General features: G+C 36.2%; 10 protein-coding genes and 1 tRNA gene. 5 read left to right on the top strand and 6 right to left on the bottom strand.

The annotated features are described in order from the left end of the window. From AC4FQX_RS12190 to AC4FQX_RS12175, 4 genes are all read left to right on the top strand, one after another. Window positions 1-1,277, top strand: a 1,277-nt coding sequence (locus AC4FQX_RS12190) for a phage baseplate assembly protein V (protein ID WP_491167981.1), incomplete at its 5' end; no start/stop codon positions are given. A gap of 2 nt (window positions 1,278-1,279) precedes the next feature. Next, the gene (locus tag AC4FQX_RS12185) at window positions 1,280-2,611 is read left to right on the top strand and encodes a hypothetical protein (RefSeq protein ID WP_491167980.1); all 1,332 of its coding nucleotides are present in this window, start codon (window positions 1,280-1,282) and stop codon (window positions 2,609-2,611) included. A 26-nt stretch (window positions 2,612-2,637) separates the two neighbouring features. After that, window positions 2,638-6,996 (top strand): DUF6531 domain-containing protein, encoded by a 4,359-nt coding sequence (locus tag AC4FQX_RS12180; protein ID WP_491167979.1) that lies wholly within the window; start codon window positions 2,638-2,640, stop codon window positions 6,994-6,996. A 20-nt stretch (window positions 6,997-7,016) separates the two neighbouring features. Next, a complete protein-coding gene (locus AC4FQX_RS12175) occupies window positions 7,017-7,505 on the top strand; it encodes an Imm44 family immunity protein (protein ID WP_491167978.1) in 489 nt (162 codons plus the stop codon). A 221-nt stretch (window positions 7,506-7,726) separates the two neighbouring features. Here the strand turns inward: AC4FQX_RS12175 and AC4FQX_RS12170 are convergent, their stop codons facing one another. The 6 genes from AC4FQX_RS12170 to AC4FQX_RS12145 all read right to left on the bottom strand — a co-directional run bounded on the left by AC4FQX_RS12170 (window position 7,727) and on the right by AC4FQX_RS12145 (window position 12,623). After that, window positions 7,727-8,602: an outer membrane protein OmpK gene (locus AC4FQX_RS12170; RefSeq protein WP_491167977.1), complete on the bottom strand. Its 876-nt coding sequence runs from the start codon at window positions 8,600-8,602 to the stop codon at window positions 7,727-7,729. 241 nt (window positions 8,603-8,843) lie between these two features. Beyond that, window positions 8,844-10,040 carry an alanine racemase gene (gene alr / locus AC4FQX_RS12165; RefSeq protein ID WP_491167976.1) on the bottom strand — a complete coding sequence of 399 codons (1,197 nt, stop codon included), beginning with the start codon at window positions 10,038-10,040 and terminating at the stop codon, window positions 8,844-8,846. Between the two features lie 222 nt (window positions 10,041-10,262). Beyond that, window positions 10,263-10,336, bottom strand: a tRNA-His gene (locus tag AC4FQX_RS12160). Window positions 10,337-10,400: 64 nt separating this feature from the next. Further along, window positions 10,401-11,117, bottom strand: coding sequence for a bacillithiol biosynthesis deacetylase BshB1 (gene bshB1 / locus AC4FQX_RS12155; protein ID WP_491167975.1), 717 nt, complete (start codon window positions 11,115-11,117; stop codon window positions 10,401-10,403). A 9-nt stretch (window positions 11,118-11,126) separates the two neighbouring features. Continuing rightward, window positions 11,127-12,191, bottom strand: coding sequence for an isochorismate synthase (locus AC4FQX_RS12150; RefSeq protein ID WP_491167974.1), 1,065 nt, complete (start codon window positions 12,189-12,191; stop codon window positions 11,127-11,129). 6 nt (window positions 12,192-12,197) lie between these two features. Next, window positions 12,198-12,623 carry a PaaI family thioesterase gene (locus AC4FQX_RS12145; RefSeq protein ID WP_491167973.1) on the bottom strand — a complete coding sequence of 142 codons (426 nt, stop codon included), beginning with the start codon at window positions 12,621-12,623 and terminating at the stop codon, window positions 12,198-12,200. A 296-nt stretch (window positions 12,624-12,919) separates the two neighbouring features. Here AC4FQX_RS12145 and purL point away from each other — a divergent pair, with 296 nt between their 5' ends. Then, window positions 12,920-16,624: a phosphoribosylformylglycinamidine synthase gene (gene purL, locus AC4FQX_RS12140; RefSeq protein ID WP_491167972.1), complete on the top strand. Its 3,705-nt coding sequence runs from the start codon at window positions 12,920-12,922 to the stop codon at window positions 16,622-16,624. The last annotated feature ends 6 nt before the right edge of the window (window positions 16,625-16,630 follow it).

The following is a 16,630-nucleotide window of genomic DNA, read 5'->3' as shown; positions in this document are numbered from 1 at the left end:
TACAGTTTGGAAAACTAAAAGAGTCCAAAACAATTTTAATAAACGGCGTACACCTCAGAGATTTTGGAATGAAAGCCCAACTGGTCAGCAACAAATCCGGAATATCTGGTTACGATTACACCAAAGCAGCTCAGGTAAAATCAGAACTAGAAGTTACACCCGCCAGTTTTAGTGATGATCTAATGAAAAGTGCTATAGACGCACAAAGCTCACAATATAGACGAAAACTAACAGAAGACATTCCGTTTCACAACTATAGTCCGTTAGCCAAAAACCAGGAAGATGCCGAACGTATGAGCAAATTAGCCACTGCCGGAAAAGCCGCTCAGATGGTTACCTATACCGCAACAACACAACAACCCATCAACATTGGACAAATTATAACTATTCAGAACAAAACCGTTACCCATACTATTATAGTAACTAAATGTAGTTTTTACAGCCTTAGTTCCGGAGATTTCAGCAATAAACTGGAAGGAATTCCGGTAGACTGTATCAACCCTCCGTATACCGATCCAACCACTCGCGGTTTTGCTTACGATCAGCCTGCCATAATAATAGACAATAATGACCCTGAAGAAATAGGACGTATAAAAGTACAATACTTCTGGAGTGAACGTTCAGGAGAAAATATTAGTGACTGGCTTCGGGTACAAACCTCCTATGCCGGTGGCGGAAAAGGGATGATTTTCCTTCCCGAAGTAGGTGAAGAAGTACGCGTATGTTTTGCAGGGAATGACCCCGATGCCGCCTATGTATCCGGAATGAACTTTAACGGAAATGCAAAACCCGGAAACGGAATGAAAGACAACCATCAGAAAGCCATTCAAACCCGTTCCGGAAATAAACTGGTATTAAACGATTTGGATGGATCTGTAAATCTAACAGATAAAGGTCCTGCTAATCTGTTTTTTGACGGGTCCGGAAATGCACTGTTAAATGCAGACTTAAGTAAAACCATAAATATAGGTGATGGAAAAGCTGTTATTATGGCTGATTCAGAAGGGAATATAGTTTTAACAGCAATAAGCTCAATCATTCTGAATGTAGGAGAAAACACAATAGCGATTACCGTTGGAGGAGACGATGCTCCTCCCGGAATATATCTCAACGGACAAAATGTAGGAATATCAGGCGTTGAAACATCTTCTATGGGAAGTCCGGAAACAACAATTGTAGGAGCGACCACATTAAGTTGCAATGGAGGTGAAATAGTCACTAATTCTGATGGAGATACAACAATAACCTCAACAGGGATTGTAAAAATAAATTCTTAATTATGGCACAGGCATCTATTGCTCATGAGTTTTACAAACTAAGAGATGAGTGGAGAAAAATAGAAAATAAGAACTGGAAAATGGTAATATGGGTATCTGAATATCAAGATATTGACATTACTGATAAGTTCATGCAGATAGAACAGTCTCCTATTGGTGTGTTCAAAGATTTATTTTTCCGCTTTGAGTCTGTATTTACAGATACTCAGGAATTTGAACATAACCTCTGGAGAGAATATCTATCATGGTTTGAAGAATCAGAAGACCCAAAATACAATCTGACAGGAGCTCTAAAACAAGCAGGTATTTTACCGGAAACATATGAACCGGACATGAGTCAGCATGCTACTGCAGAAAATCTTTGGTTGGAATTCTCCCGTTTGAGAAAAGAACTTAATCTGGAAGAAGAAAACTTTATACTCTATTTTCCTTTAGCGCTACATCAAAGAGGTTTAGCCACATGGTTTAACAATCAATTAGCAAAAGGATTGCCCAAAGGAATTCGCTTTGTTACTATGGATATTGCATCAGAACGGAAATTAAATTCCGTTAAAGCAAAAAACAGCAACAAAGTCATTGAACTAAGCCCTTCTCTTCAAATGGTTGAAGCCATTAAAAATGCTATTAAAAAAGATGGAAAAACAGGTAAACCACATGACCCCACTGCTCAGTTTAATGAACAGATATTAAATGTAATGGCTATTGCTGCTAAAAATAATGAAACTGCATTACAAGCCGCCATTAAAATTATGTTTTCTATTTCTGATAAAATAAAAGATGTTGGTATACAGTCCACTGCTTATTTTATTGCTGCCAATTCTTATTTTACAATTGCCAAACATACCAAATCCCTTCAATATATTGAAAAAGCAATAGCATTATCAATAACACTAAAAAAAGCACAACCGGAACAATCGTATCTGTTATGGCGCTCTGCTATTCTACTCAAAGCAGCACTGTTATTAAGTATAAAAGAACAGAAAAAAGCATTAGAAAGCTATCAGTTACTGGTGGACAATGCATTGGAAAACAATGATGTCTATTTTATTATGGAAGGGTATCGTTTAATCGCTTCTATCTACTTAGAAGAAGATCTTAACAAAGCATGGGATCACGCCTTACTTTCGATACAGGCAGGAACCTATCTACCGGAAGATATAAGAAGACAATCTACCTATCTGGTCTCTGCAGATATTGCTTACAATATAGCAAAAGAACAGAAAACAACAGCAGAGATAAAAACATTAAGTGATCATTTAACCGAATGGATTGGAAAAGACTGGAAATCCTTATTAAAGAAAAACGACTTCCATCATCCGGAACATATTAAATAAGTCCTAATTACTTAAATAAAGAACTAATGTCAATAATAGCACCATCAAATATACCTTCTAAAATAGCCTCAAGAATTAAAGAAGGAGGCTTTCTTTCACTAATAGGAGAAGCTAAATCTGCTTCAGACAAGTTACAGGCTAAATTAGCAGCCTCTATTTTTCCATCTATGCCCGGAATGCCTGTTGGAAAATTTGGAGATTTAGCATTTGGAATAGATATCCATCCTGTCGTCTTTCCTTGGCCGTTGCCTGTATGTCCTGTGCCTACAGTAGCAATCGTATTTGACCTGGTTGCCTTTATTTTTGCAGCAATATCAGACAGTACTCCCCCACCCTCCGAAAATGACAGTTCCATAACATCGGTACTCAAAACAGTTGTTACAATGATGCGTCCCTCTGTAAAAGCAAACGGACGATGGATTGCTAATGCAGGTACACCACTAATTCATTTACCCGGTATTATTTTTCATGCTTTACCTACTGTTACTCCAATGTCTGATGCTGAAATGTTTATGGGAAGTAGTAAGGTTTTGGCAGATGGTACTCCTTTTTCCACCAAGTACCATCCCGTATTGTCCTGCAATGCTTTTGGCTGGATAGAACCACCTAAACCTAAAAAATTTGCTAAACCTAAAACTTCATTTGTTCTTCCTACTTCTGTTTTACTGACAAATTTCAATCATGGAAAAAATGAAGTTCTTGTAGGAGGACCTCCTACAATAGATCTTTTTGGTAATTTAATGAAGTTAGGAATAAAAGGGCTAGCAAAAGCCTGGAAGAAATTCGGAGGAAGTGCTCTAATGGCAAAATTAAATAAATTCCTAACAACTAAATTTCCTTTTCTCGATAAAATACAACAGAAACTTGCTAAAATACAACAGAAAATAGACTGTATACTTTTTGGAGAACCAGTAGATGCTGCGACCGGAAGAGTATTTGCCGAAAATGAAGATTTTTCTTTACCCGGACCCATTCCAATCAATTGGGTTCGTACCTATTATAGTGATGCAGAAATAAAAACAACATTAGGATATAATTGGCATCACAGTTATAATATTGGTTATACCAAGTTAGAAGAAGATTTTGTCGCTTTACGATTGCCGGAAGGTAGAGAAACAATACTTCCTCCACTATTAACAGGAGAAGAATTTTACCATCGATCAGAAAAAATCTTATGGTTTAAAGATGAAAACGGATATGCTTTTACAGATAAAAATGGATTAACATATCGTTTCATAAATGAAAACCTACAAAGAAATTTTTATCCCATATCAAGAATAGAAGACAATTATAATCATACAGTAAAACTTCATTATGATCATGAAGGAGATCTTCTGCATATTATAGATAGTTCTCAACGAAAATTAAATGTTATAAAAAACAAAAAAGGTTATATCAGTCAGATAGATCTTGAAAAACCAGAGGGGGTTTATACACTAGTCTCTTATAAACAAGATGAACTAGGCAACTTAACTGAAGTTTCTAATGAGAATGGAAAAGCGCATAAGAAATTTTATTATGATGGACATTTGTTAATCCGCTTAACCAATCAAAGCGGCTTAAATTTTTACTGGGAATATCAAGGAAAAGGAGACGATGCTAAATGTATCCATACCTGGGGAGACGAAGGTATTTTAGAATACTGGGTCCGCTATGAAGAAGGAAAAACATTTGCCACTAATTCCCTAGGACACACCACTGAATATCATTATGATGAGAATTTTTTAATTCATACCATTATTGATGCTAAAGGAGGTGTTACCAGACAAACTTATAATGAAGAAAAAGAATTAGCAGTAGTTATTACTCCAGAAGGCAACAGTACTAAATACTATTATGATCAACAGGGGAATTTAGTAAAAATCATTGATGCTAATGAGAACAGTACTTCTTTAGTGTATACCAACAAGAATCAGATTGAAAACTACCGCTCTGCAGGCGGAAGCAATTTTAAATGGAAATATGATGACCAAGGAAAACTGATTGGTAGAACCTTTCCGGACAATACAACCGCTTCCTATCAGTATGAAGAAGGACAGCTTACAACAATAGAAGATCATAAAAAAAGGAAAACACAATTAATCTGGGATAAACAATACAATCTAACACAGGCAATACTGCCTGATAAAAGCACCGTACAATGGAGATATGACTTTATGGGCAGAGTTACACAGGAAATACTTCCCAATAAAGCAACAACACTGTACAAATATGATACAGCAGGAAATCTAACCGAATTAATAGAGGCAGATGGAAATCATCATTATCTGGAATATGATGCAGCAGGTAATATCATAAAAGCAAAAGACAACCATCAGGAAGTAGAATTTGAATACTGGGGCTTAGGCAACTTAAAAAGCCGAACACAAGACGGTAAAAAAATAATTTTTGCTTATGACACAGAAGAACAGTTAAAAGGCATAAAAAACGAAGCAGAAGAAGTATATCGTTTTACCAGAGACCCTTTAGGACAAATTATAGGCGAATGGGGTTTTGATGGTTTACAAAAACAATATATCCGAAATGCCGATGGTCTGGTAACTAAAGTGTTGCGTCCCGATGAACGTTGGACCAATTATCAATATGATGCCATAGGAAATATTAGTATAGCCGAACATTACGACCAAAGCAAAGAGTACTTTTCCTATACTCCGGACGGCATGCTGGAAGAAGCTGCTAACGAAACCTCAACTATTAAATTAGTAAGAGATAAAGCCGGAAGAGTCATTGAAGAAATTCAGAACGGATATTCTGTAAAAAGCACCTATGATACAGATGGTAACAGAATACAGCTGCAAAGTAGCTTGGGAGCAGACGTACAAAGTCAGTATAACGATCAGGGATTTCTACAGGAAATAAACACAAAAGAAGGCTGGCAGGCACGATTTGAACGAGATGTCTTTGGGCTGGAATTAGCCCGATATACCACCGGAGATATTAGCTCAAAACTAGAACGAGACAACACCGGAAAAGTAACGCAACATGTTATACAGGGGAAAAATGCAGAAGGCAGTAAAAAAAGATATATCTGGGCTCCCGGAGATCGTTTAAAACAAATTATAAACGATCAAACCGGCAGAGCAACTTCCTTTGATTATGATAAAGAAGGAAATTTACTTTCTGCTAATTACGGCAGACTCAACCAAATCTATAAAATGCCGGATGCTGTTGGAAATTTATATAAAACAAAAGAACGAACGGACCGAAAATATACAGATGGAGGAAAACTGATACAAGACGAACAATACCGTTATATCTATGATGAAGAAGGTAATCTTATTTTAAAAACTACACGAACCTCACCGGCAGGCAACAGAGTGTTGATTCTCGAACAGGGAAAAGAGCACAAATGGCGTTGGCAAACAGGAGACTGGGGCTATCAGTGGCAGGGTAACGGTATGCTAAAATCAGTAACCGGACCCGACGGCAAAAAAGTAGAATTTGAATATGATGCTCTGGGAAGAAGAACAGCAAAAAGTATAGAAAATAAAATAAATCGCTATCTTTGGGATGGCAACGTTCTTTTACACGAATGGCAATATAACAGCACAGAGAAACCTAATCTGGAAATAGACATAAAAGGACAGTTAAGCTATAGCAGTGAAGAACCTATAGAAAACTTAGCCACCTGGATCTATGAAGAAGGAAGCTTTACACCAAGCGCTAAAATAGTTGGAGAAAACACCTACTCTATCCTTTCAGATTATCTGGGAACACCTTATCAGGCTTATAACGAAAAAGGAGAACTTGTCTGGGAATGTGAACTGGATATTTATGGAAAAGTTCAGAATCTAAAAGGAACAAAAGAATTTATCCCTTTTAGATATCAGGGACAATATGAGGATACTGAAGTTGATCTTTACTATAATAGGTTTAGGTATTATAATCCTGATACAGGTGGATATATATCCCAAGATCCAATAGGATTAGCAGGGAATAATCCGAATTTGTATGGTTATGTAAAAGATACTAATGTTTGGATTGACTTGTTTGGGTTAGATGTTTATGACCTTGTTGCTGATACTGATGGTTGGTATCCTGTTTATGAAAAAGGGAGTTTAAACCCAACCTCTTATACAAGGTTAAATGAGGGGGATATTTATAAAATTGGGGAGACTCAAAATCCTACTAGAAGATATTCTCAAACAAGATTGGACGAAGCAAGAATTAATAAATCAAGGGCTACTTCTGTTGCAATTGATGCTAATGGAAAACCTATATTAGATGCAAAAGGAAACGTAACTACTGCTGGTTTGAGAAAGGAAGTTGACCCAAAGACTATTGGGAACACAAAGCAAACAGATCGATCAATTGAAACACAAAAAATAGAAGATTATGAACAAAAACACAAAAAATTACCACCTGGTAATAAAACACATCATTAACATTTAAGGATAAATATATTATGGGAATTTTTTTAAAAATTACTTATGATTCACAAGGAGGGAAAACTGCAGAGAAAGCAACTGTAAATCAAAGGATATTACGTTATATAGCCAACGGGTTAAATGACTATCCTTGGCAAGAGTCCATTTCTAGTCAATTAACAAATCTTGATCAAAAATATAGCCATATAGCGCTTGGTACTATTATTAGGTTTTTTCACCTAAAAAATATTGAGGAAGGTAATTTGAAATCATTTGCTAGATATATAAAAAAGGATAATAAGCTTATAATAGACCAAATGATTGCTTTAGATAAGTTCGAAGAATTATCGGAAGAAGAAACCAGAGAAGTACTTTGTGATGATATTTTTAATTATTTTGAAGAAATTATCTTAAAATATAAAGACCGATTTCAAGATTTTAATGCTGTTGCGTTTATTCCTTTACTGAAAGAAAGATTTGAGGAAATTAAGAAACAAAAATTTATAAGCGATAGAGGTAATGTATGAGATGTACTAGCTCAAATCTAATCTGACAGTTGTGATTTAAAAACATAAATTGTCTTGTCTTGAAATAAGTATAAATAGAAGTGTAAACTTATTTCAAGACAAGACAAAAATAATACCCTAAAGCAAGATGCTTGCGCCAGCTTTGTTGTCTCCTCCTAAAAAAGTTTAAATAAATAAGTATGTATAAGCCATAAGCTTATTATAGGAAGAAATTAAATATTTTAGAATCTTGCTCCTGCTATAAGGTAATACCCCCATCCGTTATTTGAGCGAGTATTAAAAGGAATATCTCCGTATTCAAACTGACCGCCATTTCTGAAATACCTTCCCATAGCAGTAAAATGAAAATGTTTATATGAAAGGTCAAGTGCCTGAGAAATTACGATAGAAGAAGAAGTTCTGTTATCATAGTCGCCAAGCTTAGAACCAAAATCATAATCACCGTATCCCACATACATAAGATCACCCTTTAAAACCTTACCTATAGGATAAAAAGATTTAACCTTGATACGGAAGCCATCCCAGCTGTTCTCGTTAGGAGACCCGTAGTTTTCCCATACCTTTCTAACATAAAAATTAGCAGATAACACAAGCTTGGAGTGCGTATTAATATCAGTACCAACCCCTATAAATAAATTGTTGGCTCTTCCGAATTTACTCTTCTTACCCCAGTCCCCCAAATAATTAGTAGAAATATACCATTCCTTAAAAAATAATAAGCTTAAGTCTTTATTCAGAATAGAATTCAGGGAAAATCTTGGTTGTAATTCCATGAAAACAGGAGATCCCCCATCCCAGATACCCTTAAAACCCTCAGTAGAAGAACCAAAAAACTTAGGAAAATCAATATATCCGTAAAAATCAACAAAGCTTTTTCTTCCAAAAAACTCGTATTCAAGATATAAATTCCCCGTTTTAGAAGGACCGAAGCGTGTATCACCGCTTTTCATAAAATTAATATTTTGAAAATACCATTTAGAAGACGGTGCTGAATCTTGTACTGAAATAATGCCTTCCGTTTCCTGAGCGTTGGCATTGTAGATATTTAATATTAAAGTAACAAATAAGGTTGTTGTAGTAAAAAAATTTATTCTCATAATAGTATTATTGCAGATATTTATCTGATTTTTATGTAATTAGACAAATTTAATCTGTCTCTTTTCGGTTGTTTTTTTTAGTTTTACCCGTCGCTTTCAATCGTTCGGATGCTGTAGGATGCTGTTTTTGAAATGGAGTATTTATAAATTCCGGCATAAGATAAAAAATAATCCAAAAGAAAACAAATAAAATATATTTCCAAAAGATATTTTTTTGTTCCCCCACTCGTCCGAACTATTTTTATTTAACCACTCTAGGATTAATTTTCCCCCAGACGGTAGACAAATCTCCCAATAAAGCACCGTTAATCTCTTCTATTTCATTCTGAGTAATTTCTTCCTTTCCCTGTTTACCAAACAATACCACTTCATCCGAAGTATTTACATCCGGAAAATCCGTAACATCGACCATAAGCGTATTCATAGACACTTTTCCTACCCCAGGTATCCGATGTCCGTTAATGAGTACATTTCCTTTATTAGAAAATACCCGTCTATATCCGTCAGAATATCCTATAGGTATATTCGCTAAGCGGGAATCCCGCATTAACGTATACGTCTTGTCATAGCCTACTGTATTTCCTTTAGGATATTCATTTACCTGTGCTACTTTAGACTTAAGAGTCATTAACCCTTTAAAACGAGGAATTTCAGGACTCATATCTCCATACAGAGCTCCTCCTACCCGCACCATATCCAAATGTGTTTCAGGAACCTCTATCGTTGCATAAGAATTAGCTACATGGAGTTTTACCGAGTCTCTTTCTAATTTGGTATAGGCGAAAAACCACTTTATATCCTGCTCAAAAGATTTCAGCCCTTTTTTTACCTCTTCTTTATCCTCTACCGGAAAATGAGACATTACACCCACAATATGAAGATTTTTCAGTTCCGTTATTTTTTTCGTATTTCGTTTTCCTGTTTCAGTAGAAAGTTCTATCCCGTTTCTGCTCATTCCCGTAGAATTTAAAGCCAAATGTACTTTTATTTTTTTGTTTCTTTCTGCTGCCAATTGATCCATATAAACAGCAGTTTCCAGATTTCCTGTCAGTTCTTCCACTTCATACTCCAACGCATCTTTTATTTCTTCATAAGTTGCTGCGCGGATTCTCATTAACTTTCCTGTATAACCTCCAGAACGGATTTTTTGAGCTTCCTCATTACCGCCAAAAGCGATATATTGTATATTTTCCTGAATCAAAAAAGGAAGTAATTCTTTAATTCCATGTCCATAAGCATCCGCTTTTATTACTGCACAAAGCTCACTTTTACCATTGAGCAGTTTTTTCATTTCACGAATATTGTTGATAAAATTAGAAGACGAAATTTCAATCCAGACATTGTCTATAGATGCTTCTTTAGCTAAACGGGGTTGACCTGTTTGTGAATAAACAGATATAGAAAATAATACTACTAAACTTAAAAAAATATTTTTCATTTTATTTTTTTTTAAATCATAAAATTGAATATTTATATTTTAATCTAAAACTTCTATTCCCATCAGATAAAACTGAGCTAGCACAAAGAGCTAGCTTGTCCAAAAACAGACCTAACCTGTTTTAAAAACAGGTTAGGTCTAAATAGATGATAACATTAACGAAAGTTAAAGACTATTAAAAACAAAAAAAGCTCCGAATTTCTTCGGAGCTTTTGCCTTCTGGGTGGATGATGGGGTTCGAACCCACGACCCTCGGTACCACAAACCGATGCTCTAACCAGCTGAGCTACAACCACCATTTGTTTAACGAGTGCAAATATAGATCAAATATTGATTATTGCAAAAAAAATTTAAAGAAATTTACAATAAATTATCTAAACTATTGACAGCCAAATACCTTTCTGTAGTAAATCCTTCAGCATGATCTGTACCTATCAATCTTCCCAGATCCTGAGAGCGATAATAGATACTATCCAAAAAGTTTTTTGTAGCAATCGGAGTAATTGGTTCATTTGTATCCGCTTTATAAAACTGAGATTCGTAAGCCATAATAGCCTGTACTTTCGTTTCAATATACCCAGTAACATCCACTACAAAATCCGGTTCGATATTTTTCCACTGAATATAGTGGTACACCTGTTTCGGGCGCCATGGTGCTTGGTTTTGACTCTCTAACTGCGTTTCTATTTTTATCAGTCCCGATAAAAAACAAGAATCAGAAACTAACTTACTTCCCTTACCGTGATCAATATGACGATCATCAACAGCATTACACAGGATAATTTCCGGCTGATATTTCCGAATCATTTTAATAATCTCCATTTGATGTTTCTCATCATTCAGAAAAAAACCATCTCTAAAAGCTAAATTCTCTCTGACAGCAACCCCCAGAATTTTCCCGGCAGCAGTAGCTTCCTGATCTCTGATCTCTGCAGAACCACGAGTTCCCAATTCCCCTCTTGTCAGATCCACAATACCTACTTTCTTGCCTAATGCTATTTCCTTTGCTATAGTAGCTCCACACCCTAATTCAGCATCATCCGGATGCGCTCCAAATACTAATATATCTAACTTCATGTTTATACTTTAATTAATTATTTTTTTCATGGTCATCGTTTTATTGACTGTTTCTGTCCATTCCTTTTCAGGAATACTTCCCTTATTAATTCCGCCTCCGACAAATAAAGTTGCCCGATTTTCCTTTATCGACATGCATCTCAAATTGACATACAAATCCGTATTTCTTTTTTTATTGACAAAATTCTTATTTAGCTCCCCAATGAAACCGGCATAGAACGAACGATTATAACCTTCATTTACCAGTATAAAATCTTTAGCAAGCAGTTTTGGCACTCCACACACCGCAGGGGTCGGATGCAGCACAGCCAAAACCTGTTTTAATGGAAAAACCAAACTTAATACCCCTTGAATATCTGTTTTTAAATGCAGTAAACTCCCTGCCCGCGCAGTATAAGGGCTGGAAACAGAAATTTCCGTTGTAAATTTCTTTAGATTATCCAAAATAAAATCCGTTACAAACTGCTGTTCCTCTTTTTCTTTATTTTCCCAGACTACATTTTCTGTGTCTGTATATCTTTGTGTTCCGGCAAGAGAAACCGTTTTAAAAGTATTTTCTTTAGCCTTTAATAACTGTTCCGGAGTTGCCCCCATCCACAAACCTACTTTAGGATGAAACCAACAATATGTAAAAGCAGAAGGATAAATATTCAGTAATCTATCAATAAACCGAATCAGATCAAAATTCGAAATTTTGACTATCTCCTGACGAGACAAAACCACTTTATTAAAATAACCTGCCTCAATTTCCTGAATAGCTTTATTTACTAAAGTTTCATGCATTGCCTTTACAACAGTATTTTCCTTCCTGTTCAGTACCACATCCGACTCTATCTTGCGCTTCTTAAACTTTGTAATAATAATTTCCGAATATTCCTCCGGAAACAAAACCGCACTTTCGTTACTGTCAAATGGCGCCATAACAAAACCGGTCTCTGTAAAGTCATTTGCAAAATATAAATGATCATTTTTCTGAAAAAGACCGACCAATTTTTTATTATTCGGTTTGTTATAAATAACAAAAGGCAGCTGTTGCTCGTATTGTGTCCTTACTTTAGTAAAAAAATCATCCATAATGATTTATTTTTTAATTGGTAAAACCATATTGGTAAGCTTACAAAGCGAAATCAGATTATCATTTTCATCCGTAATTTTTATTTCCCATAAATGAATCGATCTTCCTTTATGAATGATTCGGGCGGTTCCGTAAACCACACCTTCTCTTTTGCTTTTTAAATGATTGGCAGAAATTTCAATACCCCTCACCTCTTCTGTTTCCGGATTAATAAACAACATCGAAGCAGCACTTCCCACACTTTCCGCAAGTGCTACAGACGCTCCTCCGTGCAATAAACCCATGGGCTGATGTACTTTTGAATTAACTGGCATTTTAGCTACTAAAAAACCTTCTCCTGCGTCTATAAATTCCATATCCAAAGTACTTATCAAAGTGTTTTTTGAGAACTGATTACAGAATGCTAATATTTTATCTTTATCAAATGACATAATTATCGCTTTTAAAAACGCAAAAATACGAAATTAGTAAATAGACTATAAACTCAGAAGATAAAGATAACAATACCATAATGTAAAATGTTTTTTGTAAAATGTAAAATGTTGTAAAAATAGGATATGAAAAATGGTTCTCTCAAAATCTTTAAATTTTTTAATTATTCCAAATATCCAGTTCTGATACTTCTCACAAAAAACATTTTACATCTCACCTTCGACAAATACTTTGTAAATAATAGTTTTTTAAACTAAATTTGTGCGAACAAAACCACAACACTAACTACATAACGATGATTCACTTCTTTGGAAACCAAAGCAACACTGTTTTTGCTGTTCAAACGCAAAAAGAACTTTCAACGCAAGACATTTCAAAATTAAACTGGCTTTTTGCCTGCACAAATGAAAATCCAAATACCATTATAAACAACCCTGAGGCATCATTAGATGCTTTTTTTGTTGGACCACGTGCCGCAATGGTTACTCCATGGAGCACTAATGCCGTAGAAATTACTCAGAATATGGCAATTGAGGGAATTATCAGAATCGAAGAATTTCAAAAAGTAAATGCTGATTTTTCCGATTTTGATCCGATGCTTTCACAAAAATACAAACAACTCAATCAGGAAATTTATACCATAAATATCCCGCCGGAACCTATTCTGGAAATTGACGACATTGCTGCTTACAATATAAAAGAAGGTTTATCCTTAAGCCAGGAAGAAGTAGATTATCTGAATAACCTTTCTAAGAAACTAAACAGAAAACTGACCGACTCGGAAGTCTTCGGATTTTCACAAGTAAATTCAGAACACTGCCGACATAAGATTTTTAACGGAACTTTCGTTATTGACGGAGAAGAAAAACCCTCCTCTTTATTCAAATTAATCAAAAAAACAGCAGCAGAGAACCCAAATACAATTGTATCTGCTTATAAAGATAATGTCGCTTTTGTAAAAGGACCTAAAGTACAACAGTTCGCACCAAAAAGTGCCGATAAAGCTGATTTTTACGAAACAAAAGACTTTAATTCCGTTATCTCATTAAAAGCAGAAACCCATAACTTCCCGACCACAGTAGAGCCCTTTAACGGAGCTGCAACAGGATCAGGAGGAGAAATCAGAGATCGTTTAGCCGGAGGACAAGGTTCCTTACCACTTGCAGGAACAGCCGTTTATATGACTTCCTATTCCCGTCTGGAAGAAAATCGTCCATGGGAAAACGGAATGGAAGAAAGAAAATGGTTATATCAGACACCAATGGATATTTTAATTAAAGCCTCTAATGGTGCGTCTGACTTTGGAAACAAATTCGGTCAACCTTTAATTACAGGTTCCGTTCTTACATTCGAACATGAAGAAGAAGCCCGTAAATTAGGTTTCGATAAAGTAATTATGCTTGCCGGAGGAATCGGTTACGGAAAAGAAGAACAATCCATAAAACAAAAACCACAAACAGGAGATAAAATCGTGATTCTTGGTGGAGAAAACTACAGAATTGGAATGGGTGGCGCTGCTGTTTCATCAGCAGACACAGGTGCTTTCAGTTCCGGAATCGAATTAAACGCCATACAACGTTCCAATCCGGAAATGCAGAAACGTGCTGCTAATGCCGTTCGTGGATTAGTAGAAAGCGATCATAATCCGATTGTATCCATTCACGATCACGGAGCAGGTGGACATTTAAACTGCCTTTCTGAATTAGTAGAAGAAACAGGCGGAAAAATCGACCTTGATAAATTGCCCGTAGGAGATCCTACCCTTTCTGCTAAAGAGATCATCGGTAACGAATCTCAGGAAAGAATGGGATTAGTGATCGGACAAAAAGATATTGACACCTTACAACGAATTGCTGACCGTGAACGTTCACCAATGTATCCCGTAGGTGATGTTACAGGCAATCATCGTTTTACTTTTGAATCTGCTACCACAGGTGCTAAACCGATGGATTTCGCACTAGAAGATATGTTCGGAAGCTCTCCAAAAGTAGTTATGACCGATACAACGATTAACAGAAAATATACAGCATTAGAATATACTCCGGAAAACATCCCAAACTATTTAGAAAAAGTACTACAACTAGAAGCAGTAGCCTGTAAAGACTGGTTAACCAACAAAGTAGACCGTTGCGTTGGCGGACGTGTTGCTAAACAACAATGCGCAGGTCCCTTACAACTGCCTTTAAATAACTGTGGTGTAATGGCACTAGATTATTTAGGAAAAGAAGGAATCGCAACTTCCGTAGGACACTCCCCCGTTGCCGCTTTAATTGATCCCGTTGCCGGCAGCAGAAATGCCATTGCCGAAGCCCTATCTAATATTATATGGGCTCCGATAAAAGACGGTTTAAAAGGAATCTCCCTTTCTGCCAACTGGATGTGGGCATGTAAAAACGAAGGTGAAGATGCCCGTTTATACGAAGCAGTAAAAGCCTGTTCTGATTTTGCTATCGAACTGGGAATCAATATTCCGACAGGAAAAGATTCTCTTTCCATGAAACAAAAATATCCAAATCAGGAAGTAATTGCACCCGGAACCGTTATTATTTCCGCAGGAGGAAACTGTAATGACATTCGCAAAGTAGTAGAACCCGTTTTACAAAAAGACGGTGGTTCTCTTTATTATATCAACCTTTCACAAGATCAGTATAAACTGGGAGGCTCATCCTTTGCCCAGATACTGAATAAAATAGGAAATGAAGCACCAACCATAAAAGAGGCTGCTTTTTTCAAAAAAGCATTCAATACCGTTCAGGAACTAATCACAGAAAATACAATTGTTGCCGGACACGATATCGGAAGCGGTGGTCTTATCACCACTCTGTTAGAAATGTGTTTTGCCGACACTAACCTAGGAGCAAAAATAGATTTCTCCGCATTTGCCGAAAAAGACCTTGTAAAAATTCTGTTTGCCGAAAACATCGGAATCGTGTTCCAGGCAAAAACAGATACCCTAATAGAAGATAAATTAAACAAAAACCAGATTGAATTCTTTAAAATAGGAACCGTAACAGATTCCGGTATATTAGAAATTCAACATTCCGGTTCTGGCGTTCAACATTCGACATTCGACATTCGACATCTGAGAGACGTATGGTTTAGAACTTCTTATTTACTGGATCAGAAACAATCTAAAAACGGAAAAGCAAAAGAACGTTTTGATAACTATAAAAATCAGCCATTAGAATATATTTTCCCAGCTCATTTTGACGGAAAAAAACCAGTTATCGATACTTCTAAACCAAGGCCTAAAGCTGCTATTCTACGTGAAAAAGGAAGTAACTCCGAAAGAGAAATGGCAAATGCGATGTATCTTGCCGGATTTGATGTAAAAGACATTCACATGACCGATCTGATATCCGGTCGTGAAAATCTGGAAGATATTCAATTCATCGGAGCAGTTGGAGGATTCTCTAATTCAGATGTTCTGGGTTCTGCTAAAGGATGGGCAGGTGCTTTCTTATACAATGAAAAAGCAAAAACAGCTCTGGACAACTTCTTTAAAAGAGAAGACACCCTGTCCATTGGTATCTGTAACGGATGTCAATTATTCGTAGAACTGGGATTAATTAACCCGGATCATTCCGAAAAACCAAAAATGTTGCATAACGAATCTCAGAAACACGAAAGTATCTTTACCTCAGTAACCGTACAAAAAAACAATTCTGTAATGTTATCTACCTTAGAAGGCAGTAAACTAGGAGTTTGGGTGTCTCACGGAGAAGGAAAATTCCAGTTACCTTATAGCGAAGATAAATATCAGATCGTAGCAAAATACGCTTATGAAGGTTATCCTGCCAATCCAAACGGTTCTGATTATAACACCGCTATGATGACCAGTAATGACGGACGTCATTTAGTAATGATGCCGCATATCGAACGTTCCGCCTTTCAATGGCACTGGGCAAACTATCCAAAAGACAGAAACGACGAAGTTTCCCCATGGATGGAAGGTTTTGTTAACGCCAGAAAATGGATCGAAAAAAACAGTCTCAAATAATCCTAA

Source organism: Flavobacterium sp. AK-301 (assembly GCF_058310215.1).
The sequence above is the reverse complement of the archived record's forward strand: the minus strand, read 5'-3'. Positions and strand labels throughout refer to the sequence as shown.

Coding starts and splice junctions, on each gene's coding strand:
- alr (WP_491167976.1), bottom strand. CDS start 10,040: ATGAAAAATATTTTTTTAAGTTTAGTAGTATTATTTTCTATATCTGTT.
- AC4FQX_RS12145 (WP_491167973.1), bottom strand. CDS start 12,623: ATGTCATTTGATAAAGATAAAATATTAGCATTCTGTAATCAGTTCTCA.
- AC4FQX_RS12150 (WP_491167974.1), bottom strand. CDS start 12,191: ATGGATGATTTTTTTACTAAAGTAAGGACACAATACGAGCAACAGCTG.
- AC4FQX_RS12185 (WP_491167980.1), top strand. CDS start 1,280: ATGGCACAGGCATCTATTGCTCATGAGTTTTACAAACTAAGAGATGAG.
- bshB1 (WP_491167975.1), bottom strand. CDS start 11,117: ATGAAGTTAGATATATTAGTATTTGGAGCGCATCCGGATGATGCTGAA.
- AC4FQX_RS12180 (WP_491167979.1), top strand. CDS start 2,638: ATGTCAATAATAGCACCATCAAATATACCTTCTAAAATAGCCTCAAGA.
- purL (WP_491167972.1), top strand. CDS start 12,920: ATGATTCACTTCTTTGGAAACCAAAGCAACACTGTTTTTGCTGTTCAA.
- AC4FQX_RS12170 (WP_491167977.1), bottom strand. CDS start 8,602: ATGAGAATAAATTTTTTTACTACAACAACCTTATTTGTTACTTTAATA.
- AC4FQX_RS12175 (WP_491167978.1), top strand. CDS start 7,017: ATGGGAATTTTTTTAAAAATTACTTATGATTCACAAGGAGGGAAAACT.